Genomic DNA, 22,717 nt, shown 5'->3' on the forward strand with positions numbered 1-22,717 from the left:
ACCTCAAATTCCGCCCAAACAATCGCGATGTGACGCCGATCACATGGGTAAATACTTGATCAAGCGGATCTGATGGTTCATATACTGACGGCGCGCCCGGTGCCGCGGATTGACCGCCGCTTCATCGCTCACCCGCCAGGTGTGGCCGCCGCGGGCCCCGCGCAGTTCACGAGGTCTCAGTCAAGGGGGAAGTTCATGCTGGGCAGGGTGGATCAGAACGTCATGACCCCTCCGGCTCTCTCTGCTGCCGCCGCCGGCCAGGCCGGTGTCGGGAACCCGGATTATCTCTGAATCGGCCGCGAACAGCCTCTTCCCTCAACTGTTTGGGTACATCGGAATTCGACGCCCCACCGTCGGACGACCATGAGGTTGATAGGTGAATCGTAGTACTTCCTTAAGAGACCCCCACCTCAGACTAGGAAACGATCACTTGAGAATCCTGCAACTCGTCTCCCAGGGCTGCACCATGTCGCAGGTCGCCCGCAGAATGGAGATGAGCGACCGCACGCTGCGGCGCAAAATACGGTCGATATGCGACCGTGTGGACGTGGAAACACCCATAGAAGCAGTGGTGTGGGCCGTGCGCCGAAGAATCATCTGAGCGAGGACGCCGGAAAGGGCGGACAAGGCGGCGGGTGACGGTTCGCGGAGGAGACCGTCACACGCCGCCGCCCGCCGCACCTTCGGCGGTCGTCCTGCACGGCGTCCGGCGCGCCCTCGCCGGAGATGGCCGATGCCGGTCACTTCGTTGTCCGGCGGCGTCGCCCCACGATACAAAGCGTCTGTGGCAGGCGAAAAGATCAAATACCCGCAGGGCCGGCCTTCCGCGTCGGCTGTCGACAGTCCCGTGGGTGCATCGGTCGAACAGCTACTGGGGCAGCTCCGGTTGGGTTCGCTGAGTGCCTCGGAGGTCTATTCCTATCCCGGTCGGAACGAGAACTGGTCCGGCATCACGGACACCGGCGATTCGGTATTCGTGAAACGGCTCAAAGGGAGTCCCGAGGAATCCCTGAAGCGTTACCGGAGGATCGTGGCGTTCGAGCGCCTCGCGAAGGGCGGCGTCCGGCCCTTCCCCCGCCCCGAATTCCTCGGGGGAGACGAGGAGCGGCGGCTCTTGGTTTTCCGGATGCTGGACGACATCAGGTCCGGCAGCGAACTCGCCGCGGAGAAGGAGTTCACCGAGTCCATGTCGGCGCAGGCCGGCCGGACCCTGGCCGCACTGCACCGACTCCCCTTCCGGGACGAGGACTTCCCCGGGCCGGACCCCCATCCGTTCCCGCCGGTCGACGACCTGCGGTCGCTGCCGCTGGAGATGTACGTCCACGCCACCGGCGCGTTCGTCCAGGCATGGGGACTGCTGCAGCGCGACTCCGCGCTGCTGGAGGGACTGGAGCGGCTGCGGGCGACCGAGGCCGAAGTCGCCCGTGTCCCCGTCCACGGTGACCTGCGGCTGGATCAGTTCCTGCTCACGGACACCGCGTTCTACGTCAACGACTGGGAGGAGTTCCGGCTCGGCGACCCGGCCCGCGACGTCGGGGCCTACGTCGGCGAGTGGCTGCACCGTGCGGTGCTGAGGATTCCCGCGCAGGAGACGGACGACGCGTTCTCGGCCGTCCTCACCCATGAGGAGGTCGTGGCGCGCGGCAGCGAGGAGCTGACCCGGGTGCTGCCGCTGGTCTCCGCGTTCCACCGCGGCTACCGCGAGGGCGGCGGCCCCGACGACGACGGGCTCGTGGTGCGGGCCACGTCCTACGCCGGATGGCATCTGATCGACCGACTGATCGCCTCGACCAGGGAGAGCGGCCGGCTGTCGGCCATCGTCCGGGCGGCGGCGGGCATCGGCAGGACGGCGCTGCTCGACCCGCGGAGCTTTGTCTCCACGGTCGGACTCGGGGAGGCTTCATGACCACGCGTACCGAAGAGACCGTGCTCGCGGCCGGGCTGCGTCTCGCGCTGGCGGACGTGCGGATCGCGCCGGACGGCAGAACGGCCTGGGTTCGGGGCGACGAGGTGACCGCCGAATCCGCGTCGGCGATGCGCTTCACGCTCGCCCGCACCCTCTACGAAGTGCTGCACACCGGGCGCGGGGTCAAGGACCGCGAGGCGCCCGGAACGCTGCGCGCGCCGGACTACGAGGCCCGGCTGGCGCAGGCCACCCCGCATCCGGAGACGGTCGCCGCGGCGCTCCTCACCGGGCGTCGGTCGGCCGCCGGCCGGCGGGTCGTGGAGATCGACGGCCTGCGCGTGGGCGTACCGGACTCGGTGACGCTCCGGGAGACCGGGCGCACGGCGGGCGATGCCGGACGTCCGGTCGTGCTGATGAACCTTCCGGCGGCCCGTCCGCTCGTCTCGCCCGGCTTCTTCCTCGTGGACAGCGGCACCGGCCGCACAGGAGGCGGCGGCGACCTGCTGCGGCTCTATCTGCGGGTCGCGGACGCCGACGCGGCGCCCGAGCTGTGGCACGGCGTACTGAGCGCCCTGGAGAGCCGCTCCGTGACGTACCGCGCGAAGATCATCTCCAATCCGTCGAGCCTGCCGCGCAACGACGGCATGGTGGTCTACCTGGGCTCCGGCTCCTGGGACGCCGTCGACGCGGTGACCGAAAGCGCCCTGGCCACCGGCCTGCCGGAGGGGCCCGCCCCCGCGTTCGCCCACGTGGTCGCACCCGGTGTGACGGCCGCGTGGGAGCCGAAGGACGACCGTACGGGCATGCGCGGACTGAGCTTCGGCGAACACCGGGCGCATGTCGTCGCGCGGGCCTTCGTGGCCGCGGCGCGGCAGCACCGCGAGCGTCCGACGGCCGCCGAACTGGCGGCGGCGTGCGTCGCGGCGAACGTCGACCCCGCCGACCCCGCCCGGAACCTCGACTCGGGCCCCTGGCCCTGGCACACGGCCCCCGGGACCACGCCGGCCGACGACCCGGCCACCCCCGTACCGGCCACCCCGGCACCGGCCACCCCCGCCCCGGCCCCCGGCGACGCGTCACCGGCCGCGCAGGGCGCCGCTACCTGAACCGTCGGCCGTGCGAACGACGGTGGCCCGACCCGACCGCACACTGCAGGAAGGCCCTCACCATGGCCAGAGAACCAAGCCCGGACGGCACCGACGAACTACGGGTCTTCACACAGCTGCTGAAGGGCCGCAAGGCCACCGTCGCCGCCGCGGTGGTGCTGAGTCTGCTGTCCGCCGCCGCCACCCTCGTCCTCCCGCTCCAGGTCCGCGACCTGGTGATGGCGCTCGCGGAGGACGAACGCCCCGTCGGCCCGCTGCTCATGATGGCGGGCCTCGCGGTGGGCGCGGGGCTGGCGTCGGCGCTCTCCTCCTACCTGCTCGCCCGTGCCGGTGAGGGCCTGGTCTCCGAGGCCCGGTTCCGCGTCATTTCGCACATCCTGACCCTGCCGCTGCGCAGGGTGCGGCGCGAGGGGGCCGGCAATCTGGTCGCCCGCGCCAACTCCGACAGCACACAGCTGCGTTCCGTGGTGGACGTCGGCGTGGCGCAGATACCGTCCTCGCTCTTCCTGGCGGTGGGCACCCTGATCGCCATGGGCGTGCTGGACTGGGTCCTGCTGCTCGTCGTGCTCGCGACCTTCACGTTCGCCGGTGCCGGCATCTTCCTGTGCGTGCGGTCGATCCGCAGCGGTGTGGAACGCCAGCAGAACGCCATCGGGACGATGTCGCAGCAGATGACGGCGGCCGTGCTGTCCCTGCCCACCGTCAAGGCGTTCCTCGCCGAACGCCAGGTGGCGTCCACGCTGGGCCACAGCGTCGAGGACGCGCGCCGGGCCGCCGTATCGGTCGCGCGGGTGACCGCCCTGGTCGGACCCACCATGCAGTTCGGCCAGCAGCTCTCGATCATCGCGGTGATGGTCACCAGCGGAGCCCGGCTCGCCTCCGGGGACCTGGGCATCGGCGAGTTCGCCGCCTTCATCGTCTATCTGCTGCAACTCGTCGCGCCGTTGACCATGCTGGTCTCGGGTGTGGCGCGGATGCAGAGCGGCCTGGCCGCGCGCGGCCGGCTCAACAGCGTGCTCACCGTCGCCCCCGAGAGCTCCGGGGCCACCTCCCCGGTCGAGCCGTCACCGACGGCGCCCGCGGTGGAGTTCGACGCGGTCACCTACACGGACGGCGGGCGCACCATCATCCACGAGGCGGCCTTCGCGGCCCCCGCACGGGGGCTCACCGCCATCGTCGGGCCGTCCGGGGCGGGCAAGACGACGCTGCTCGCACTCACCGAGCGCTTCCTCCTGCCGGAGTCGGGCCGTATCTCCGTCTGCGGGCGCCCGGTCGAGCAGTGGCCCCTGCACCAGCTGCGCGGCGAGATCAGTTACGTCGACCAGAGCTTCACCCTGGTGGAAGGCACGGTGCGGCAGAACCTCCAGCTCGGGCGGGACGACGAGCGGGGTGCCCTCCCGGACGCGGAGCTGTGGCGGGCGCTGGAGGCGCTGGCGCTGCGCGGCGCCGTTGAGGCGCTGCCGGACGGCCTGGACACCGAGCTGGGCCGGGCCGAGGACCTGTCGGGAGGCCAGCGGCAGCGGCTCGCGGCCGCCCGCGTCCTGCTGCGGGACACGCGCATCGTCATCTTCGACGAACCGACCTCGCAGCTCGACAGCGAGAACGAGGAGAGGCTGCGGGCGCTGATGCGCACGCTCGCGGCCGAGCGCGCCGTGATCGTGGTCGCGCACCGCATCTCCACGGTGCAGGACGCCGATCTGATCGTGGTCGTGGACGAGGGCCGCATCGTCGACCGGGGTACGCACGAGGAGTTGCTGACGCGCTCCACCCTCTACCAGGAGCTGGTGCACGGACAGTCGCTGCGCGGCCCGGCGCGGCGCGCGGCCGGTACCGGCCCGGCCGGTCCCGCCGCCACTCCGTCCGGCGGGCCGGCCGCGTCCGCACCGGTGGCCGGGGCGGTGGCCCGGTGACCGGTGTCGAACCGGTGGGCGCGCGCCGCCTGCTGGTGATCGGGACGGGCTCGGTGACCGCCGCGCATCTCCCGTTCTGGGCGAGCTGGCTGAAGGCCGGCCACCCCGGGACGGAGGTCCGCTACGTACTGACCGGGGCGGCCACCAGGTTCGTCACCCGGGAGGCGCTGACCGCCATCGGCGGCTGCGACGTACTGACCGACCGGTGGCCCGACGAGCCGGAGCCCAGGGCCCGGCACGTCGACCTCGCCCAGTGGCCCGACGCGGTCGTGGTGCTGCCGGCGACGCTGAACTACCTGGCCAGGCTGGCCACCGGACTGGGCGACTCGCCCTCCGTCCTCGCACTCCAGTGCACCCGGGCCGCGATCGCGCTGGCACCCGCGCTGCCACCCGGTGGCGCGGAGAGCGTGGCGTACGCGGAACACACCGCCAGACTCCGCGCGCGCCGGAACGTGGTCGTCGTACCACCGCATCCCGGCCGCAGTACGACCAGTGGGAAGCGCGAGGCGTGGGCGCCCGCGTCCTTCCCCGAAGTGCTGGCCGCGGCCGACGGCCTGCGGGCGGAACTGGAGGCGGCCGACCTCGGCGGCCACCCCGGGCCCGACCAGGAACACGCACCCGCCTGACACCTCACGGAGGCAACCATGACCACGGAAACACCCCGGCAGACCCGGCAGCGGCCGCACTCCGACGACAGCAGCGCCAGCAGCGCCTACGGGGAGTCGCTCGCGGACATCTACGACTCGCTCTATCCCACCTCCGGACCCGCCGTCGAGTCCATGGTCGCCTTCCTCCAGGAGCTGCGCCCCGCCCCCGCCTCGCTGCTCGAACTGGGCGTCGGCACCGGCCGGCTGGCGATCCCGCTGGCCGCACACGGCTACCGGGTGCACGGCGTGGACGCGTCCCCCGCGATGCTGGCGAAACTCCACGAGAACGACACCACGGGCGAAGTCACCACCGCCGTGGGCGACTTCGCCGCGCTGGCCGTCGAGGAGCGGTACGACCTCGTCCTCACCGCGCTCAACACCTTCTTCATGCTGCCCACCCAGGAGCAGCAGATCGACTGCCTGCGCGGCATCCACGACGCGCTCGCGGACGGCGGGGCCGCGGTCTTCGAGACGTACAACCCGCAGGTCTACCACCGGCTCACCGAGGCGACGACCAGGGTCGGACACCTGGCGCCGGACGCGCTGCTGCTCGACACGATCCAGGTGAACCAGGCGCTCCAGTCCGTACTGGTCGTCCACACGGTCATGGGCTCCGGCCGGCTGCGGAAGGTGCCCGAGGTCAGCCGGTACGCCTGGCCCGCCGAGTTCGACGTGATGGCCCGGCTCGCGGGACTGCGCGTGATCGGCCGCTGGGCCGACTGGGACCGCAGCCCCGTCACGGACCAGGCGGAGAAGCACGTCTATGTGGTGGAGCGCCAAACCGTCTGACCAACTTGACGGACTGTTGTGTTAACGCAATACTCCACTCAGTTAACACATTGCATCGGGAGGTGTGTGACATGGCCGTGCCGGCGCTGGAGGTCGATGGCGTACGGAAGAGTTACGGCAGACGCCGGGCCGTGGACGACATGACCTTCGACATCCGCGCCGGTGAGTTGTTCGGCTTCGTGGGCAGCAACGGGGCCGGGAAGACCACCACGATGCGGATCGTCCTCGGAGTCCTCACGCCCGACGCGGGCGAGGTCCGGTGGCTCGGCCGTCCGGTCGGCTTCGCCGACCGCAGGCGGTTCGGTTACATGCCCGAGGAGCGCGGCCTCTATCCGCGTATGAAAGTCGCTGAACAACTGCGGTACCTGGGCGAGCTGCACGGCCTGTCGCCGGGCGCCGCGCGGACGGCCGCGGGCCGGTGGATCGAGCGGCTGGAGTTGTCCTCCTACGCCTCGGAGGAGGTCCAGAACCTCAGCCTCGGCAACCAGCAGCGAGTCCAGCTGGCCGCGGCGCTGGTCCACGGGCCGAAGGCGCTGGTACTCGACGAACCGTTCTCCGGCCTCGATCCGGTGGCGGTGGACGTCATGCGCGACGTGCTCGCGGAGCGGGCGGCCGACGGGGTGCCCGTCATGTTCTCCAGCCATCAGCTGTCGCTCGTCGAGCGCGTCTGCGACCGGGTGGGCATCGTCGGCGGCGGCCGGCTCATCGCCTGCGGGACGGTCCGGGAGCTGAGCGAGAACGCCGACCGACGGCTGCTGGTCGACGCCCCGCAGGCGGGCGAGAACTGGACCGAGGGGCTGGCCGGCGTGGAGGTCGTCAGCCGCGAGGGCACCCGTACGCGGCTCCGCCTGGCCAAGGGCGCGGACGACCAGCGGGTGCTGCACGCCGCGCTGGCCACCGGGCCGGTCTCCGCCTTCGTGTCCGAGCACCCGCCGCTGACCGAGCTGTACCGCGACCTGGTCACCAGGACGGGCGAGCCCGAGGAGGACGCCGAGGGGACGGCCGGCGCGGGCGCGACGGCGGCCGTCGGACGGACGGCGGGCGACGGGGCCGGGGGCGGAGAGCGATGAGCACGGTGGCACGAGCGCCGGGCGGGGCCAACGGCCAGCACGCACCGGACGGCGAACGGGCCGGCGCCCCCGACCGGGACACCGCGGGACCGCGGCCCGGCCCCGGCGCGCTGTCGGCCCGCCGAGCGGTCGGCCTGGTCGCCCGGCGGGAGATCAGCAGCAGGATGCGGACGAAGTCGTTCGTCCTGAGCACCCTGGGGCTGCTGCTCGGACTCGGCGCCTACGCCCTGATCATCATCGTCTCCAAGGACGGCCCGGCCAGGATCGGCGTCGAGCGGGAGGCCTCGGCACTGCGCCCGGCGCTCGCCGCGGTGGCCGAGAAGACGGGCGACTTCGACTTCGTCACCGTCGACGGCGACCGCACCGACCGGCTCCTGCGCGACGGGGAACTCTCCGCCGTGATCGGCAGCGCCGACGGGCGGCTCACGCTGTCCGTGGAGCACGAGGCGGACGAGGAGCTGCTCGCCGTGGTGCGGGCCGCGGCCGCCGAGGAGCGCACCTCCAGGGAACTGGAACGCGCGGGCCTGGATCCCGCCGAGTTCCGGGAACGCGTGGCATCGTCCACCGTGCGGGTGGCCGCGCTGGAGCCCTCGGAGAACAGCGCCGCCGAGCAGTTCGCGCTGATCCTCGCCTCCACCGGCCTGCTGTACTTCTTCTTCGTCTTCTACGGGATCATGCTGGCGCAGGGCGTGGTGGAGGAGAAGACCAGCCGCGTCGTGGAGCTGCTCCTGTCCACCATCCGCCCCTGGCAACTCCTCGCCGGGAAACTGATCGGCGTGGCCGTGGTCGGCCTGACCCAGCTCGTGCTGCTCGGCGGCGCGGCGGTGGCGCTCGCCCAGGGCACCGGCGCCGTCACCCTGCCGACCGCCGTGGGCGGGACGCTGGTGACGCTGGGCGTCTGGTTCCTCCTCGGCTTCTTCCTCTTCGCCGCCATGCTGGCCGCGGCGGCCGCGCGGGTCTCCCGGCAGGAGGACCTCCAGGGTGTGGCCCAACCGGTGATGCTGCTCATCACCACGCCGTTCGTGCTGGGCATAGCCCTGCTGAGCAAGGACGCCCACGACCCGCTGATCGAGTGGCTGTCGCTGCTGCCGCCGCTCAGCCCGATATTGATGCCGGCCCGCATACTGCTCGGCACCGCTGCCGTCTGGCAGATCGCCCTTTCCCTGGTGCTGGCGGTCGCCGCGCTGGCCGGGATGACCCGGGTCGCCGGACGGATGTACGCCAACAGCGTGTTGCGCAGCGGCTCCAGGGTTCCGCTCGCCGAAGCGCTGCGGCTGCGTTAGGAAGCCGCCCCCTGTCAGTCGTCCCCCGTCATCCGTCCCCCTCCGCCAGCCCTCCATCCCTGTCCGGAACACCACCACCTGGCCCGCCGGGCCGCCCGACAAACGAGGAGTCCCTCATGAGCACCGCCCTCTGGATCGCCATCGGCATCGCCCTTCTGGTCGCCGTCATCGCGGGGATCAGGAAGAGCCGGGGCTGACCCGCCCGATCCGCTCACGACGCGGAGCGGGCGGTGCCGCCGAGTCGAACCACTCGGCGGCACCGCCCCCTCCAGCCGTCAGAAGGCGAGTTCCCCGGTGGCGCCCAGGCGCAGCGGCGCCACCGCCGCTTCGTCGGCGACGACCACACCCGTGAAACGCGCGGGCCGGAAGAACCGGCGAGCCGCCTCGACGACCGCGTCGTGGGGCACGCCCGCCAGCAGCGGCCCCCAGTCGTGCAGCCAGTCGGAACCGACTCCGGCGTGCAGCAGGTTCGCCAGGCCGGACGCCAGCGCGCCCGGGGACGACATCGCGGTCGCCGTGGAGCCGGCCGCGTAACTCCGGGCGGCGTCGACCTCCCGCACCGACGGCGGCTCGGCCGCCATGCGCTCCAGCTCGGCCTTGATCACCGCGAGGGCCGGCACCGTGTGCTCGGCGGCCGTGTCGGCCTCGACCATCAGCGTGGAGGCGCCCGGCACCGACTCCACGCCGGACCCGAGCTGGTAGGCGTACCCCTTCTCCTCCCGCAGGCGCGTGACCAGCCGGGAGGCGAAGGACCCACCGAAGACCAACTGCGCCAGATGCAGGGCCGGGTAACCCGGGTCCGTGCGGGGCAGCGCGGGGGCGGCCAGCCGGATCACGCTCTGGACGGCGCCCGGACGCTCCACCCCGCGCAGCGGCCCGCCGGGAAACCACGACGGCACCTCGGGCGCCCCGGCGGTCGCTCCGGCCGCCCACGACCCGAACGTGTCGGTGACCGCGGCGACGGCTTCCTCCGGCCGCAAGTCTCCGACCAGCACGAGCACCGCGCCCCGGGCGCCCAGGTGCCGCGCGTGCAACTCGGCCAGGTCGTCCGGTGTGCAGGCGGCGGCCTGTTCGGGCGCCGGCTGCCGGCGGGCGGCGGCCTCCTCGCCGTACCGCCTCCGCAGCAGCGCGTGCTGCGCGAGGGCCGCCGGCTGGTGGGTGGCCAGCCGTACTCGGCGTGCCAGCGCCTCGCGTTCGGGGAGGACGACGTCCCGGGTCAACCGCGGTTCGCGGACGGTCTCGGCCAGCAGGGCGAGTACGGCGGGCAGGGCGTCGGCCATGGTGTGCCCGGCGACGGTGAGCTTGTCCGCGTCCGCGGCGGCGTTCAGGGTGGCGCCGTGCGCGGCGAGTGCCGCGTCGTAGCCGTCCGCGTCCCGGTGCGCGGTGCCTCGCAGCAGGACGGCGGCCAGCAGTTGGCACCGGGTCACCTCACCGGGTTCCGTCGCGGCGTACGGGACGGTGAGCCGGACCTCGACGAGGGGAACGACGGGAGCCGAACAGACCACCACCCGCAGCCCGTTGCCGAGGACGATGTCGGCGTCGGGCAGCGGCAGCCGCGCGTCCGGGGCGTCACGAAGGGGGCTGTGCGCCGCGCCCCCGGTCATGCCGCCGCCTTCTCGCGCGCGGCACGTGCGGTGCCTCGCGGCGCGGCCTCCGCGGGCGCGAAGCGCACCACCGCCCGGTGCGAGGAGGCGAGTCGGGCGGCCGCGCGGCTCACCTGTGCCCCGGTCACCCCGGTGCGTACCAGCTCCGGCAGCGCCGGCGTCAGCTCGGCCTCGCCGAACAGCGCTTCGCGCAGGCCGAGCAGCTGGGCCCGGGTGCCCGGGTCACCGAGCTCGCGCAGTGCCCCGGCGGCCCAGCGGGCGGTCGTGGCCCGAAGCAGACCGGCGTCGACCTCGTCCCTGGCCAGCGCCTCCAGCGTGCCGTCCAGCGAGGCCAGGACGTTCTCCGCGCCGTGCTGGCTCTCGTGCACCGCGAACAGGGTCAGCAGATCGGGCCCCGTCGTGTCCAGCGGCAGCCCGAACAGACCGCAGCCCACCGAGAGGCTCGACACCTCCGCCGCAGCGGCCGGCCCGCGACGCAGCAGTGCCTGCCTGCCCTGCCCGAGCAGTGCGGCCAGGACCAGGTGGGCGAGGTAATCGGCGCGCTCGGTCACCGGGTCCGGCATCCGGTAGCCCACCGCAACGGCGGGCGGACCGGCGTGCGGGTCGGTGACCGTCAGCCGCCGCTCCCGGTCCGGCAACGGCTCGTGGGTGTCGGGCGCGGCCACCGGCGGACGCGCCGGCAGGGCCTCGAAGTGCCCGCGCACCAGACGCTCCGCCGCCGCCGGGTCGAACGCGCCGGTCAGTGTCAGCACGGCATTGCCGGGACCGTAGTGGTCGGCGAAGAACCGCTCGCACAGCGGGACGTCGAAGGCCGCCAGGTCGACGGTTTCGCCGTACCCGTCCCTGGTGTTCTCCGCCCGGGAGTGCAGGACGCGCGGCAGCACCCAGGGGAATGCGCCGTACGGACGGTTGCGGACCATGAGGCGTATCTCCTCGTCGATCACCGCGGTCTGTGTGCGCAGGGTTCGCTCGGAAATACCGGGGGAGCGCATTCGGTCCGCTTCGAGCGCGAGCAGCATTTCCAGCGCGGAGGCCGGGGCGGCGGCGTAGTAGACGGTCACGTCCTGGCGGGTTCTGGCGTCGCCGAAACCGCCGGCGCGCTGCACCCGGGGCAGGTACCCCTCGGGTGCGGCATCGCGGCCGCCCTGGAACACCAGGTGCTCGAAGAGGTGCGCGAGGCCCGTACGCCCCTCGGGTTCGGTCCGGAAACCGACGCCGTAGTGCACCGCGACGCCGACCGAGGCACCCACGGGATTCGGTGCCAGCAGTATCCGCAGACCATTGTCCAATACCAGGCGGCGCAGCTGAGTTCGGATCATCCGGGCGAGCATAGGCCGGGTCAAGTGCCCACTCAACGCGAGACGTTGACCGATTGCGGCCACTGTCCGCATGCGGCCAACTCCATTGCCATCGCGGCGCCGGCCGGGAAATGGTTCAGCCACGGCCGGAGAACGCGATTGCGGAAATCGCCGATCCGGCCGCCATTCGATTCCGCTATCACCCAACGGGAGTCATCATGAACACCCAGTCCCTCATCAGCGGTTACTCCACCTACGCCGCCGCCGACGAGATCGTTCCGGCGGTCGAGGCCCCGGGCGCCACCATCACCATCACCACCTCGTCGCAGGCGTGCATCTCCGCCGCGTCCGCCGTCTCGGCGGTGTCGATCGACAACACCTTCGACCACTCCTGCTGAACCGCGTGACCCGCTGAGAACAGGGCGGGTGCCCACCGCCGCAATCGGTGGGCACCCGCCCTGTCGCACGATAGCGGGTCGCCGGTTTCCGGCGGTCGGATCACTCGTCGGCACCGGCCTCGGCGTCCTCGACGCCGGTGTCGGAGAACCCCAGGATGATGGAGGGCAGCGCCGATGACGTCAGCATCAGCGTGGTCAGCAGCCCGGGCATCCGCTCGATCATCCCGGGCTCGTTCTGGAAGACGACCATGAGCAGGACGACGGCCATGCCGGAGGCGACCGCGCACTGGTATCCGATGAAGGAGACCCGGTCGCGCAGTCCGCGCTCGCGTTCGTCCAGTCCCGCCACCGGCCGCTCGGCCACGCCGCGCGTCATCGAACGCAGCACGCCCCACAGCAGCAGCCAGAGAACGAAGCCCACGAGCCACCACGAGTCGGAGAACGCGTTGCCGTCCGAGACGAGTGACAGCACCACCATGGCGGCGCTCAGCGCGCACAGTGAGAGTGCCACGGGGCGCATGGGGCTGCGGACCGGGCCCGTCGTCACGTCAGAACCTTCCCCACTCACGGGCGTTCCTCCTTCTTGTACAGCTGGGCGGAGAGCGGGACGAAGGGCTTACGACTGAAGATCGCTTCGACCGGAAGTTCGAACACGTCGCTGAAGCGGAACGCCAGATCGAGACTCGGGAAGTAGTCGCCCCGCTCGATGGCGCCGATGGTCTGCGGATGCACTTCCACCAGTTCCGCCAGCGCGACCCTGCTGAGACCGCGCTCCGCGCGCAGCACTCTCAGCTGGTTGTAGATCGGCATTCCCTCGCGATGACTCACTGGGCTCATGCGAGAAATGTAGTAGTAACACAACAGGTCGTCAAGAAACCGCTACAGAAGGGTGTGCTTACCTGTGACCGCCGTGCTCCCGAGCATGCTCGTGCCGAACATGCCCGACACCCCGGACGCCCTGCGGCCCTACGCCGAACTGGTGCGGGACACCGGCGCGCGCCGGTTGTGGACGGGCCAGTCGCTCAAGGTCGAGACCCACCAGGCGTTCGCCCATCTCGCGGGCGCCGGGATACGCGTCCCCGTCGGCACCGGCGTGACCCTGATGCCGCTGCGCCATCCGTACGAGGCCGCCCTCCAGGCCCGCTCCCTGGCCCTGATGACCGGCCGGACGGTGGTGGCCGGATACGGGGTCGGCGCACCGGCGTTCGTACGCAGCCTCAACGGACGCCCCTATGCCAGCCCGCGCACGATGGCCGCGGACTACCTGCGCACGGTCCGCTCCCTGCTCGACGGGGAGATCGTCGACCACGCGGGCGACTACCACGCGCTGCGCGGGCGGCTGATCCCCATGGACCACCCCGGGGTGGAGGTCGGCGTGGGCGTGCTGCGCCCCAACATGGCCCGGACCGCGGGCGGCGTCGCGGACGTCGCCATCACCTGGATGACCCCGCCCGGATACGTCGCCGACACCCTGCTGCCCGCCCTGGAGGAAGGCGCCAAGGACCGGGACGCCCGCTGCCGCGTCGCGACCGTCGTCCATGTCGCGGTGGAACGCGGCGGGCGGGACCCGTACGTCCTCGCGCACACGGCCGCCGCCGGACACCTGGCCGCCGACCACTACACGGACATGCTGCGCCGGGCCGGTGTACCGGCCGATCCCGCCGACCCGAGGGCCGGTGCCGTCTCCCTGGTGGACAGCGGCACCTACGTGTTCGGCTCGGCGGACCACATCGCCGCCCGGCTCGACGAGTACCGGGACGCCGGGGTGGACGAGGTGGTCCTCAACTGCGGCGGGGTGCTCTTCACCGAGGGCCGGGACGCGGCCTTCCGGGACGTCGGGGAGATCATCGAGGCGGTCCGGCGGCGGCACGGTGGCTGAGCCGTCCGTTGCCCCGGAAGCCGAGCCCGTGACCGTGCGCGAGTACGGCACCCGCTACCTGCGGATCACCGTGCGCTACCACGGGGACGCGGGATTCAGCTGGCTGCGCACGCCCGGGCCGGCCCACACCCGCCCGCAGCGCCTTCCCTCCGTGGCGGTCGGCGCGGCACTGCGGCGCGTCGACACCGCCGTCGGTGACACGGTGGAAGGCCGGCGCGGTGCCCGGCTCGCTCTGGGGGAGTGGGCCGCCGGCCCGGCGCCGGACCGTGCCGCGCGGCCGGGCGTGCGGTACCGGGTGCCGGGCGCGGTCTCGGTGGCCCGGCTGCTGCCCTCCGGCGACGACACCGCCTTCCGGCTCTCGGTGAGCGCGCTCGCGGACGCGGGCAGGACCCTGCGGCGACTGCACCGGGAGCCGTGGGCGTTCCCGGAGCGGCCGCCGCACCCCGGCATGCGACGGCTCCGTGCCTGGATCCTGGGGGAGGAGACCGGCCCCGATGCCACCCGGCTGCGCGCGCAGGCCCGCACCCGGCTCGGTCCCTCGCTGTGGGCGCGGCTGACGGACTGGTCCGCGGCCGCGAACGAACCGTCCGGCGGGGCAGACGCGGTCCTGCTGCACGGTGCGCCCAGCACCGGCTGGCTGGTCCCCTCGCCGGCCGGCGGCCACGCCGCCCTGCTCACCGGCGAGGAGGTCACCGGGGGCGACCCGGCCCTCGACCTCGGCTGGATCCTCGGGGAACTGCACGAACTGCGCACCGCCGCCGCCCGGGGCCTCGGCGCCGCCGGACAGGGCCCGCCGGTCGACTACCCGGCCGCGGCCCATGCCCTGCTCGCCGGGTACACCGACGGTGCCGGCACCGCCGGTGCGTCCGCCCTCCCGCCCGGCACCGCGCGCGCGGCGACCCTCCGGCTGGCCGTCCACATGCGGGACTTCGCCTCGTTCGTCGGCTGGCACGAGGACCTGCACCGCTACTGCGACCTGCTGGCGGAGACGCTCACCGAGGACGGCGCCCCCGCCCTTCAGTGGGGCGTCAGCCGTTCGTGACGACTGAAGTCAGCCGTTCGTGACGACTGAAGTCAGCCGTTCGTGACGACCGTCGTCGTCACGGTCACCGCGATGATCGCCGTCAGCGCGTCCTCCGCGGCCTTCACGACGTGGCGCACCGCCGTCGCCGACCACCGGCCCCGCGAGACCGACTCCATGGCCGCCTCGACCCGGCGCGCGTCGGCGCCGGGGAAGGCGAGACGGTGCAGCTTCGCTCCGTGCAGGAGGGCGACCAGGCTCGCCGTACGCTCGTCCGGTGCCGCGCCCGACAGGACGACCTCCTCAAGGCGCTGCCGCACCGCCGCCTCCACCGAGCCGTCGGCCTCCGGGTAGCGGCGCACGGGGAAGAGGCCGAGCACCTTCTTCTTCTCCTCCCGGACCAGCCCCTTCTCGATCAGGCCCGTGTTCGCCCGGGCCACGGCGTCGGTCTTGAGCCGGTTGATCCAGTCCTTGGTGCTGCCCGGCCGGTCCTTGCCGGCGACCGCTTCGAGCGCGGCGTCCAGGGCGGGCTCGCCCAGTGGAGTGGCGTCCACGACGGTGACCTTGTCGTCCGTCACGTCGATCCGGCCGGCCAGCGCGAGTTCCACCAGCGAGGCCGCGGCGATCGCCGGGGCCACCTTGGCCGACTCCTTGGCGGTGCCGGACTCGTCGTCCAGCGAGATGAGCAGGAGCTGCTCGCCCAGGGTGGTGGGGGTTTCCGTGGGGGCTTCCATGTGTCCGTTCCTCCGGTGTCCGGGTGGGGCCGGGCGTCGGCGACGAAGATCCTCGCCTACGTTCTCTGGGACGTCCCTACCCGTACTTCCGTTCCCGCACCACCGGTCTTCGCCACCGGTCGTCGCCACCGGTCTTCACCGACGGGGCGGCCGTGTCGGCGTGCTCGTGCCGTATCGGATCGGTGAGGATGAAGGGCCCGTCGGCCGACCCGAGGACGCAGTCATGTGCTGGAGCGCGGAGGCCGACCTCGTCGCGGGTGTCGGGATCGCCGCCGTCGGTGCGGCCTGCGTGACGCGGGCACGACGGGGCCGTGACCTTCCGCTTGCCGCGCTGCCCCTGCTGCTCGGAGTGCACCAGATGGTCGAGGCGGCGGTCTGGGCCTCGGACGGAGGGAGCGGCCCGGCCACCCTCGCCTGGACGGTCATGGCCCTGCCACTGCTGGCGCTCTGGGTACCGGCCGGCGTGCTGTGCGCCGCGCCACGGTCCGCGCGGCGCGGGCTGACCGTGCCGCTCGCCGTCGGAGTCGCGACCGCGGCGGTGCTCGCGTACGTACTCGCCACGCGCCCGGTGCGGGCGGAGATCCGCGGCCACACCGTCGGTTACGTGGTGGACCTGCCCCACGCCCCGGTGCTGACCGCGGGCTACCTCGTCGCCACGGTCGGCTCGCTGCTGCTGTCCGGCGACCGGGGCCTGCGCGTGCTGGGAATCCTGGCCGGCGCGGGCGCGCTGGTCTGCTGGGTCCTGTGGCGGACGGAGTTCGTCTCGACCTGGTGCGCGTTCGCGGCGGTGTGCTCGGTGGTCCTGCTCGGCTGGGTGAACGCGCGCCGGGCGCGGTGAGCGGGTCAGCGGCCTCGCAGGGCGTCAAGTGCCTGCAGCGCCACGTGGAGTTCGGTGCGCTGCTCGCCGGATTCGAGATCGCGGCCGAGCAACCGCTCGATCGTGCGCAGCCGTTGGTAGACGGTCTCCCGGGACACACCGATGGCGCGGGCGGCGACGGTCTTGTTGCCGGCGGCGTCCAGGTATCCGCGCAGGGTCGTCAGGAGGCCGGTGCCGTGGCGGGCGTCGTGGTCGAGGAGCCGGCCCAGCTGCCGCTCCGCGTACTCCTGCACCCGGGTGTCGTCGCGGAGCGCGAACAGCAGGCGGCGCAGACCGATGTCGGACCGTTCGTGGAAGGAGCGGTCCGGGGGGAGGGGCTGTTCCGGCCCGGTCGCCTCGGCCACCCGGGCCGCCTCGCGGAACGAGCGGGCGACGTCGGCGAGGTCCGTGGCCGGGGAGCCGGCGCACACGGTCGCGCCCGGGGCCGGGCCCAGTGCGGTGCGGCTCAGCCGCTCGACGGCCTGCCGCCAGGGCCGGGACGGGCGCAGCGCCAGCAGAACGCCGAGCCGGGAGGGACCGAGGAGGCCGACGAGCGCCGGGGCCCCCGTGGCGCTCAGTTCCTCGGCGAGGTGGACCTCGATCCTGGCGGTGTCCGCTGCCGCCGGGACGTCCACGAGTACGGCGACGAAGCGGGTGTGCTCCGTGGGCAGCCCCAGCGCCGCGACCCGGGCGCACGCGTCCGCGGGGGAGCGGTGGCGCTGCTCGACCAGGTCGCGCAGGGCGTTGCGGTGCGCGGTGCGTTCCCAGGGCGTGGGGTGGGTGAGACGGGCGATGGTGAGGGCCATCGCGGTCCGCTCCAGCACGGTGACGTCCTCGGGCCCGAAGACCGGGGACGCGGCCGAGTCGGACGGGCCGGGGAGCATGGCCACCCGCCCCCAGCCCTCGCCCTGGTACTCCACCGGGGCCACGAGCCAGCCCTCGGGGCCGCGCAGAGCGGTGTGGTCGGCGGGCGGGGTGGCCCGGGAACGCCGTTCCCAGTCGGTGAGCGCGGCCTCCGTCGTACTGCCGGAGGGTTCGCAGACCATCGCCCGGTGGACCAGGTTCTCCAGCACGACCGTGTGCCCGCTCATCTCCGCCGCGGCGCGCAGCACGTCTTCGGGGCCGGCGCCGCGCAGGGTGAGGGCGGTGAACGCCTCGTGGACGCGCTGGGTCCTGCGCATCGCGTCCGCCTGGCTGCCGAGGATCAGCGTGTGGACGACCTGGGTCACCTCCAGGAAGTTGACGTCCTTGGCGAGGGTGACGAGAGGCAGGCCGCGTGACCGGCAGGCGTGGACCAGGGCGTCGGGCGGCCGGTGGTAGCGGCGGACGAGTTCGATGACGAGGGCCGCGGCACCGACGTCGGCCAGTTCGTCCACGTAGCGGCGTACACCGGCGGGGTCGTCGGGCAGCGGCATGCCGGTGGTGAGGACGAGTTCGCCGCCCTTGAGGAAGGAGGCCGGGTCCGTCAGTTCGGTGATGTGCACCCAGCGGACCGGACGGTCGGTGTGGTCCCGGCCGGTGACCACCCGCGGATCTCCACCGGCCAGGACGGGCAGCGCCAGCACGTCGGCCACGGTGAGCGGACGGCCTTCCGGTACCGGGGCTCTGCGCTGGTTCTCGCTCACGGTGCCTCCCTGCACCCGCCACTCTGACAAGCCGTGCTGACCTGCGCAAGGGCGCCGATCCGGCGTCCGTGGCACCGGCGACGGACGCGGTGGGGCCGCGTCGGTTGACACATCGTCCGGATGCCGGGCCCCGGCCGGACAGATCACGCGTTGTCCGGCCGTGGACCGCGGGCATGCTCGGGGAACCGCAGTACAACCGACGACCAGGCCGGGAGACGAGCATGACCGCACTGTCGCCGCACCTTCGCCAGGCCACGCCCGTGGTGGCCGTCCGGGGCGAGGGCGTCCACATCCATGGCGAGGACGGCCGCCGCTATCTGGACTTCACCGCCGGCATCGGAGTCACCAGCACCGGGCACTGCCACCCCAGGGTCGTGGCCGCCGCCCAGGAGCAGGTGGCCACGCTGGTCCACGGTCAGTACACGACCGTCATGCACCCGCCGCTGCGGCACCTCGTCGACAAGCTCGGCGAGGTGCTGCCGGCCGGTCTGGACAGTCTGTTCTTCACCAATTCCGGCAGCGAGGCGGTGGAGGCGGCGCTGCGCCTGGCCCGCCAGGCCACCGGCCGGCCCAACGTCCTGGTGTGCCACGGCGGATTCCACGGCCGTACCGTCGCCGCCGCCTCCATGACCACCTCCGGCACCCGCTTCCGGTCCGGCTTCTCACCGCTGATGAGCGGCGTGGTCGTCACCCCCTTCCCGACGGCCTACCGCTACGGCTGGGACGAGGAGACCGCCACCCGCTTCGCCCTCCGGGAGCTCGACTACACCCTCCAGACCATCTCCTCGCCGGCCGACACCGCCGCCGTCATCGTCGAGCCGGTACTCGGCGAGGGCGGGTACGTCCCCGCGACCCGCGCCTTCATGGAGGGCCTGCGGGAACGCGCGGACCGGCACGGTTTCCTGCTGATCCTGGACGAGGTGCAGACCGGCGTGGGCCGCACCGGCCGCTTCTGGGGCCACGAGCACTTCGGTGTCACCCCGGACATCCTCGTCACCGCCAAGGGCCTGGCCAGCGGATTCCCGCTGTCCGGGATCGCCGCGTCCGAGGAGTTGATGCGCAAGGCGTGGGCGGGCTCGCAGGGCGGCACGTACGGTGCCAACGCGGTGGCGTGCGCGGCGGCCTGCGCCACGCTCGACGTCGTACGCGACGAGAAGCTCGTGGAGAACGCCGAGGCCATGGGGGCGCGGCTGCGCCACGGGCTGGAGGCGGTGGCGGCCCGGACCCCGGCCGTCGGGGACGTGCGCGGGCTGGGGCTGATGCTGGGCAGCGAGTTCGTCACCGAGGACGGCGACCCGGACCCCGAGACCGCCGCCCGGGTCCAGCGGGCCGCCGTCGACGAGGGTCTGCTGTTGCTGCTCTGCGGGGCCTGGAACCAGGTGGTCCGGATGATCCCGGCACTGGTGATCGGCGAGTCGGACGTCGACGAGGGGCTCCGGGCGTGGACGGCCGCCGTCGAGGCGGGCACGTCGGGAGCGGCGGACCGATGAACACGGCGAGGAAGGACCCCATGACCGGCACACCGACCCAGCTGTTCGTCGGCGGCGCCTGGACGGACGCCGCGGACGGGGCCGTCATGCCCGTGGACGACCCCGCGACCGGCGAGATCCTCTGCCAGGTCGCCGACGCGGGCCCCAAGGATGCCCGCCTTGCCCAGGACGCGGCGCTCCAGGCGCAGGAGGAGTGGGCCCGTACGGCACCGCGGGAGCGCAGCGAGATCCTGCGCCGCGCCTACGAGATCATCCTCGACCGCACCGACGAGCTGGCCCACCTGATGACGGCCGAGATGGGCAAGCCGCTGACCGAGGCCAGGGGAGAGGTGGCGTACGCGGCGGAGTTCTTCCGCTGGTTCTCCGAGGAGGCCGTCCGCGTCGACGGCGGCCACGGCGTCCTCCCCGACGGACGCAACCGCATGCTGCTCTCCCGGCGCCCGGTCGGGCCCTGTCTGCTGATCACACCGTGGAACTTCCCGCTGGCCATGGGCACCCGCAAGATCGGCCCGGCGATCGCGGCCGGCTGCACGATGGTGCTCAAGCCCGCCCCGCAGACCCCGCTCTCCAGTCTGGCCCTGGCCGCCATCCTCAAGGAGGCGGGACTGCCGGACGGCGTACTGAACGTGATCACCACCTCCCGGGCGGGGGAGGTGTGCGAACCGCTTCTGCGCGGCGGGCGGATCCGCAAGCTGTCCTTCACCGGCTCCACGCAGGTCGGCCGGCTCCTGCTCGCCCAGTGCGCCGACACGGTCGTACGGGCCTCGATGGAGCTGGGCGGCAACGCGCCCTTCATCGTCCTCGACGACGCCGACCTGGACGTGGCCGTGGACGGCGCGATGATCGCCAAGATGCGCAACATGGGCGAGGCGTGCACCGCCGCCAACCGGTTCTTCGTCCACCGCTCGGTGGCCGGGGAGTTCGCGCGGCGCCTCGCCCGGCGGATGGAGGCGCTGGTGGTGGGCCCCGGCACCCGGGACGGGGTCGACGTCGGCCCGCTCATCGACGCCGCCGGGCGCGCCAAGGTCGAGGACCTGGTGTCCGACGCGGTGGAGCGCGGCGCGCGGGTCCTCTGCGGCGGCCGTACGCCCGAAGGGCCCGGCTGCTTCTACCCGCCCACGGTGCTCACCGACGTCAGCCCGGACAGCCGCCTGATGGGTACGGAGATCTTCGGCCCCGTGGCGGCGATCCTCACCTTCGACGACGAGGACGAGGTGGTACGCCGCGCCAACGACACCCCCTGGGGACTCGTCGGCTACGTCTTCACCGAGGGCCTCGACCGCGCCCTGCGCGTCAGCGAGCGCCTCGAGGTCGGCATGGTCGGCCTCAATACCGGGCTCGTCTCCAATCCGGCCGCGCCCTTCGGCGGCGTCAAGCAGTCCGGGCTCGGCCGGGAGGGCGGCACGGTGGGGATCGAGGAGTTCCTGGAGTACCAGTACATCGCGATGCCGACGGCACGGTGACCATCCGGGCTTTGCATGGCCATGCGTTGTCATGCATACTCTTCCTATGTCCAAGGTCCTCACCTCCCTTCCCACCGGCGAGCGCGTCGGTATCGCCTTCTCGGGCGGCCTCGACACCTCGGTCGCGGTCGCGTGGATGCGTGACAAGGGCGCCGTCCCCTGCACGTACACCGCCGACATCGGCCAGTACGACGAGCCCGACATCGCCTCGGTGCCCGACCGCGCCAAGACCTACGGCGCCGAGATCGCGCGCCTGGTCGACTGCCGGGCGGCGCTGGTCGAGGAGGGCCTGGCCGCGCTCACCTGCGGGGCGTTCCACATCCGCTCGGGCGGGCGGGCCTACTTCAACACCACGCCGCTGGGGCGTGCCGTCACCGGCACGCTCCTCGTCCGGGCGATGCTCGAGGACGACGTCCAGATCTGGGGCGACGGCTCCACGTTCAAGGGCAACGACATCGAGCGGTTCTACCGGTACGGCCTGCTCGCCAACCCCCAGCTGCGGATCTACAAGCCCTGGCTGGACGCCGACTTCGTGACCGAGCTGGGCGGCCGCAAGGAGATGTCGGAGTGGCTCCTCGCCCACGACCTCCCCTACCGGGACTCCACGGAGAAGGCGTACTCCACCGACGCCAACATCTGGGGCGCCACCCACGAGGCCAAGACGCTGGAGCACCTCGACACCGGCGTGGAGACCGTGGAGCCCATCATGGGCGTGCGGTTCTGGGACCCGTCGGTCGAGATCGCCGCCGAGGACGTCACGATCGGCTTCGACCAGGGCCGCCCGGTGACGGTCAACGGCAAGGAGTTCGCCTCCCCCGTCGACCTGGTGATGGAGGCCAACGCCATCGGCGGCCGCCACGGCATGGGCATGTCCGACCAGATCGAGAACCGGATCATCGAGGCCAAGAGCCGCGGCATCTACGAGGCGCCCGGCATGGCCCTGCTGCACGCGGCCTACGAGCGCCTCGTCAACGCGATCCACAACGAGGACACCCTCGCCCAGTACCACACCGAGGGGCGGCGGCTGGGCCGGCTGATGTACGAGGGCCGCTGGCTGGACCCGCAGTCGCTGATGATCCGGGAGTCGCTCCAGCGCTGGGTCGGCTCGGCCGTCACCGGCGAGGTCACGCTGCGGCTGCGGCGCGGTGAGGACTACTCGATCCTCGACACCACGGGCCCGGCGTTCAGCTACCACCCGGACAAGCTGTCGATGGAGCGCACCGAGGACTCCGCGTTCGGCCCGGTGGACCGGATCGGCCAGCTCACCATGCGCAACCTCGACATCGCCGACTCCCGCGCCAAGCTGGAGCAGTACGCCGGGCTGGGCCTCATCGGCACCGCCAACCCCGCCATCGGTGCCGCCCAGGCCGCCTCGACCGGGCTGATCGGCGCCATGCCGGAGGGCGGCGCGCAGGCCATCGCCTCCCGCGGCGAGGTCTCCGGCGACGACGAGCTGCTGGACCGCGCCGCCATGGAGTTCGGCACGGACTGATCCGTCCCCCCGGGGACCCCTCACCGGCAAGGGCCGGCTCGACACCTACGGGTGTCGAGCCGGCCCTTCTGTTTCTCGTCCCGGTGCATGACTTGCGTGCGCGATGAGGTTCGAACGGCCCCTTCTTGCCCCGACGGCCACTACTT

20 protein-coding genes are annotated in these 22,717 nt (G+C 72.6%); 14 read left to right on the plus strand and 6 right to left on the minus strand.

The genetic code is table 11. From position 1 onward, the window contains the following. The first annotated feature begins 733 nt into the window (after nt 1–733). The 7 genes from lxmK (at nt 734) to RI578_RS34720 (ending at nt 8,711) form a co-directional block, all read left to right on the plus strand. On the plus strand, nt 734–1,906 hold the full coding sequence (lxmK, locus tag RI578_RS34690) for a class V lanthionine synthetase subunit LxmK (RefSeq protein ID WP_310874754.1): 1,173 nt from the start codon (nt 734–736) through the stop codon (nt 1,904–1,906). Continuing rightward, nucleotides 1,903–3,012, plus strand: coding sequence for a T3SS effector HopA1 family protein (locus tag RI578_RS34695; RefSeq protein WP_310874755.1), 1,110 nt, complete (start codon nt 1,903–1,905; stop codon nt 3,010–3,012). Before lxmK ends, RI578_RS34695 begins: the two co-directional genes overlap by 4 nt. A gap of 62 nt (nt 3,013–3,074) precedes the next feature. Next, entirely contained in the window at nt 3,075–4,922 is a 1,848-nt protein-coding gene (locus RI578_RS34700; protein WP_310874756.1) for an ABC transporter ATP-binding protein, read from the plus strand. Beyond that, nucleotides 4,919–5,548: a flavoprotein gene (locus RI578_RS34705; protein WP_310874757.1), complete on the plus strand. Its 630-nt coding sequence runs from the start codon at nt 4,919–4,921 to the stop codon at nt 5,546–5,548. Before RI578_RS34700 ends, RI578_RS34705 begins: the two co-directional genes overlap by 4 nt. 18 nt (nt 5,549–5,566) lie before the next feature. Continuing rightward, complete coding sequence (locus tag RI578_RS34710; RefSeq protein WP_310874758.1) at nt 5,567–6,358, plus strand: class I SAM-dependent methyltransferase; 792 nt, start codon at nt 5,567–5,569, stop codon at nt 6,356–6,358. 71 nt (nt 6,359–6,429) lie between these two features. After that, complete coding sequence (locus RI578_RS34715; RefSeq protein ID WP_310874759.1) at nt 6,430–7,428, plus strand: ATP-binding cassette domain-containing protein; 999 nt, start codon at nt 6,430–6,432, stop codon at nt 7,426–7,428. Then, complete coding sequence (locus tag RI578_RS34720) at nt 7,425–8,711, plus strand: ABC transporter permease (RefSeq protein ID WP_310874760.1); 1,287 nt, start codon at nt 7,425–7,427, stop codon at nt 8,709–8,711. Before RI578_RS34715 ends, RI578_RS34720 begins: the two co-directional genes overlap by 4 nt. 275 nt (nt 8,712–8,986) lie before the next feature. On the opposite strand, the gene RI578_RS34725 is transcribed toward RI578_RS34720, so the two are convergent. Together RI578_RS34725 and RI578_RS34730 are read right to left on the minus strand one after the other, a co-directional pair. Beyond that, nucleotides 8,987–10,315, minus strand: a complete 1,329-nt coding sequence (locus RI578_RS34725; RefSeq protein ID WP_310874761.1) for a pitrilysin family protein — start codon at nt 10,313–10,315, stop codon at nt 8,987–8,989. Continuing rightward, nucleotides 10,312–11,634, minus strand: a complete 1,323-nt coding sequence (locus RI578_RS34730) for a pitrilysin family protein (protein WP_310874762.1) — start codon at nt 11,632–11,634, stop codon at nt 10,312–10,314. The genes RI578_RS34725 and RI578_RS34730 overlap by 4 nt, the downstream gene beginning before the upstream one ends. Before the next feature lie 197 nt (nt 11,635–11,831). Here RI578_RS34730 and RI578_RS34735 point away from each other — a divergent pair, with 197 nt between their 5' ends. Further along, nucleotides 11,832–12,011, plus strand: a complete 180-nt coding sequence (locus RI578_RS34735) for a hypothetical protein (RefSeq protein ID WP_210959286.1) — start codon at nt 11,832–11,834, stop codon at nt 12,009–12,011. Nucleotides 12,012–12,111: 100 nt separating this feature from the next. Here the strand turns inward: RI578_RS34735 and RI578_RS34740 are convergent, their stop codons facing one another. Then, the gene (locus RI578_RS34740) at nt 12,112–12,522 is read right to left on the minus strand and encodes a hypothetical protein (RefSeq protein ID WP_310874763.1); all 411 of its coding nucleotides are present in this window, start codon (nt 12,520–12,522) and stop codon (nt 12,112–12,114) included. Nucleotides 12,523–12,575: 53 nt separating this feature from the next. Continuing rightward, a complete protein-coding gene (locus RI578_RS34745) occupies nt 12,576–12,848 on the minus strand; it encodes a helix-turn-helix transcriptional regulator (protein ID WP_310874764.1) in 273 nt (90 codons plus the stop codon). A gap of 64 nt (nt 12,849–12,912) precedes the next feature. Here RI578_RS34745 and RI578_RS34750 point away from each other — a divergent pair, with 64 nt between their 5' ends. After that, nucleotides 12,913–13,890, plus strand: a complete 978-nt coding sequence (locus RI578_RS34750) for an LLM class flavin-dependent oxidoreductase (protein ID WP_310874765.1) — start codon at nt 12,913–12,915, stop codon at nt 13,888–13,890. A 28-nt stretch (nt 13,891–13,918) separates the two neighbouring features. Continuing rightward, complete coding sequence (locus RI578_RS34755; protein ID WP_310874766.1) at nt 13,919–14,932, plus strand: hypothetical protein; 1,014 nt, start codon at nt 13,919–13,921, stop codon at nt 14,930–14,932. Nucleotides 14,933–14,964: 32 nt separating this feature from the next. Here the strand turns inward: RI578_RS34755 and RI578_RS34760 are convergent, their stop codons facing one another. Continuing rightward, nucleotides 14,965–15,645, minus strand: coding sequence for a GPP34 family phosphoprotein (locus RI578_RS34760; RefSeq protein ID WP_310874767.1), 681 nt, complete (start codon nt 15,643–15,645; stop codon nt 14,965–14,967). Between the two features lie 223 nt (nt 15,646–15,868). Here RI578_RS34760 and RI578_RS34765 point away from each other — a divergent pair, with 223 nt between their 5' ends. Continuing rightward, complete coding sequence (locus RI578_RS34765; protein ID WP_310874768.1) at nt 15,869–16,483, plus strand: DUF6629 family protein; 615 nt, start codon at nt 15,869–15,871, stop codon at nt 16,481–16,483. Between the two features lie 5 nt (nt 16,484–16,488). Here RI578_RS34765 and RI578_RS34770 read toward each other — a convergent pair whose 3' ends face one another. Continuing rightward, nucleotides 16,489–18,126, minus strand: a complete 1,638-nt coding sequence (locus RI578_RS34770) for a PucR family transcriptional regulator ligand-binding domain-containing protein (RefSeq protein WP_310874769.1) — start codon at nt 18,124–18,126, stop codon at nt 16,489–16,491. 221 nt (nt 18,127–18,347) lie between these two features. Between RI578_RS34770 and RI578_RS34775 the strand changes: the two genes are divergently transcribed. From RI578_RS34775 to argG, 3 genes are read left to right on the plus strand one after another with little or no spacing between them, the layout of a single operon-like run. After that, the gene (locus RI578_RS34775) at nt 18,348–19,616 is read left to right on the plus strand and encodes an aminotransferase class III-fold pyridoxal phosphate-dependent enzyme (RefSeq protein WP_310874770.1); all 1,269 of its coding nucleotides are present in this window, start codon (nt 18,348–18,350) and stop codon (nt 19,614–19,616) included. Between the two features lie 20 nt (nt 19,617–19,636). Then, complete coding sequence (locus RI578_RS34780; protein WP_310874771.1) at nt 19,637–21,079, plus strand: NAD-dependent succinate-semialdehyde dehydrogenase; 1,443 nt, start codon at nt 19,637–19,639, stop codon at nt 21,077–21,079. Between the two features lie 46 nt (nt 21,080–21,125). Further along, nucleotides 21,126–22,571, plus strand: a complete 1,446-nt coding sequence (argG, locus tag RI578_RS34785) for an argininosuccinate synthase (protein ID WP_121750549.1) — start codon at nt 21,126–21,128, stop codon at nt 22,569–22,571. Nucleotides 22,572–22,717: the final 146 nt, after the last annotated feature.

This window comes from Streptomyces sp. BB1-1-1 (assembly GCF_031597775.1).
Taxonomy (GTDB): Bacteria; Actinomycetota; Actinomycetes; order Streptomycetales; family Streptomycetaceae; genus Streptomyces; species Streptomyces thinghirensis.

Coding starts and splice junctions, on each gene's coding strand:
- RI578_RS34695 (WP_310874755.1), top strand. CDS start 1,903: ATGACCACGCGTACCGAAGAGACCGTGCTCGCGGCCGGGCTGCGTCTC.
- lxmK (WP_310874754.1), top strand. CDS start 734: ATGCCGGTCACTTCGTTGTCCGGCGGCGTCGCCCCACGATACAAAGCG.
- RI578_RS34710 (WP_310874758.1), top strand. CDS start 5,567: ATGACCACGGAAACACCCCGGCAGACCCGGCAGCGGCCGCACTCCGAC.
- RI578_RS34765 (WP_310874768.1), top strand. CDS start 15,869: ATGTGCTGGAGCGCGGAGGCCGACCTCGTCGCGGGTGTCGGGATCGCC.
- RI578_RS34720 (WP_310874760.1), top strand. CDS start 7,425: ATGAGCACGGTGGCACGAGCGCCGGGCGGGGCCAACGGCCAGCACGCA.
- RI578_RS34775 (WP_310874770.1), top strand. CDS start 18,348: ATGACCGCACTGTCGCCGCACCTTCGCCAGGCCACGCCCGTGGTGGCC.
- RI578_RS34725 (WP_310874761.1), bottom strand. CDS start 10,315: ATGACCGGGGGCGCGGCGCACAGCCCCCTTCGTGACGCCCCGGACGCG.
- RI578_RS34715 (WP_310874759.1), top strand. CDS start 6,430: ATGGCCGTGCCGGCGCTGGAGGTCGATGGCGTACGGAAGAGTTACGGC.
- RI578_RS34735 (WP_210959286.1), top strand. CDS start 11,832: ATGAACACCCAGTCCCTCATCAGCGGTTACTCCACCTACGCCGCCGCC.
- RI578_RS34700 (WP_310874756.1), top strand. CDS start 3,075: ATGGCCAGAGAACCAAGCCCGGACGGCACCGACGAACTACGGGTCTTC.
- RI578_RS34760 (WP_310874767.1), bottom strand. CDS start 15,645: ATGGAAGCCCCCACGGAAACCCCCACCACCCTGGGCGAGCAGCTCCTG.
- RI578_RS34780 (WP_310874771.1), top strand. CDS start 19,637: ATGACCGGCACACCGACCCAGCTGTTCGTCGGCGGCGCCTGGACGGAC.
- RI578_RS34730 (WP_310874762.1), bottom strand. CDS start 11,634: ATGATCCGAACTCAGCTGCGCCGCCTGGTATTGGACAATGGTCTGCGG.
- argG (WP_121750549.1), top strand. CDS start 21,126: ATGTCCAAGGTCCTCACCTCCCTTCCCACCGGCGAGCGCGTCGGTATC.
- RI578_RS34745 (WP_310874764.1), bottom strand. CDS start 12,848: ATGAGCCCAGTGAGTCATCGCGAGGGAATGCCGATCTACAACCAGCTG.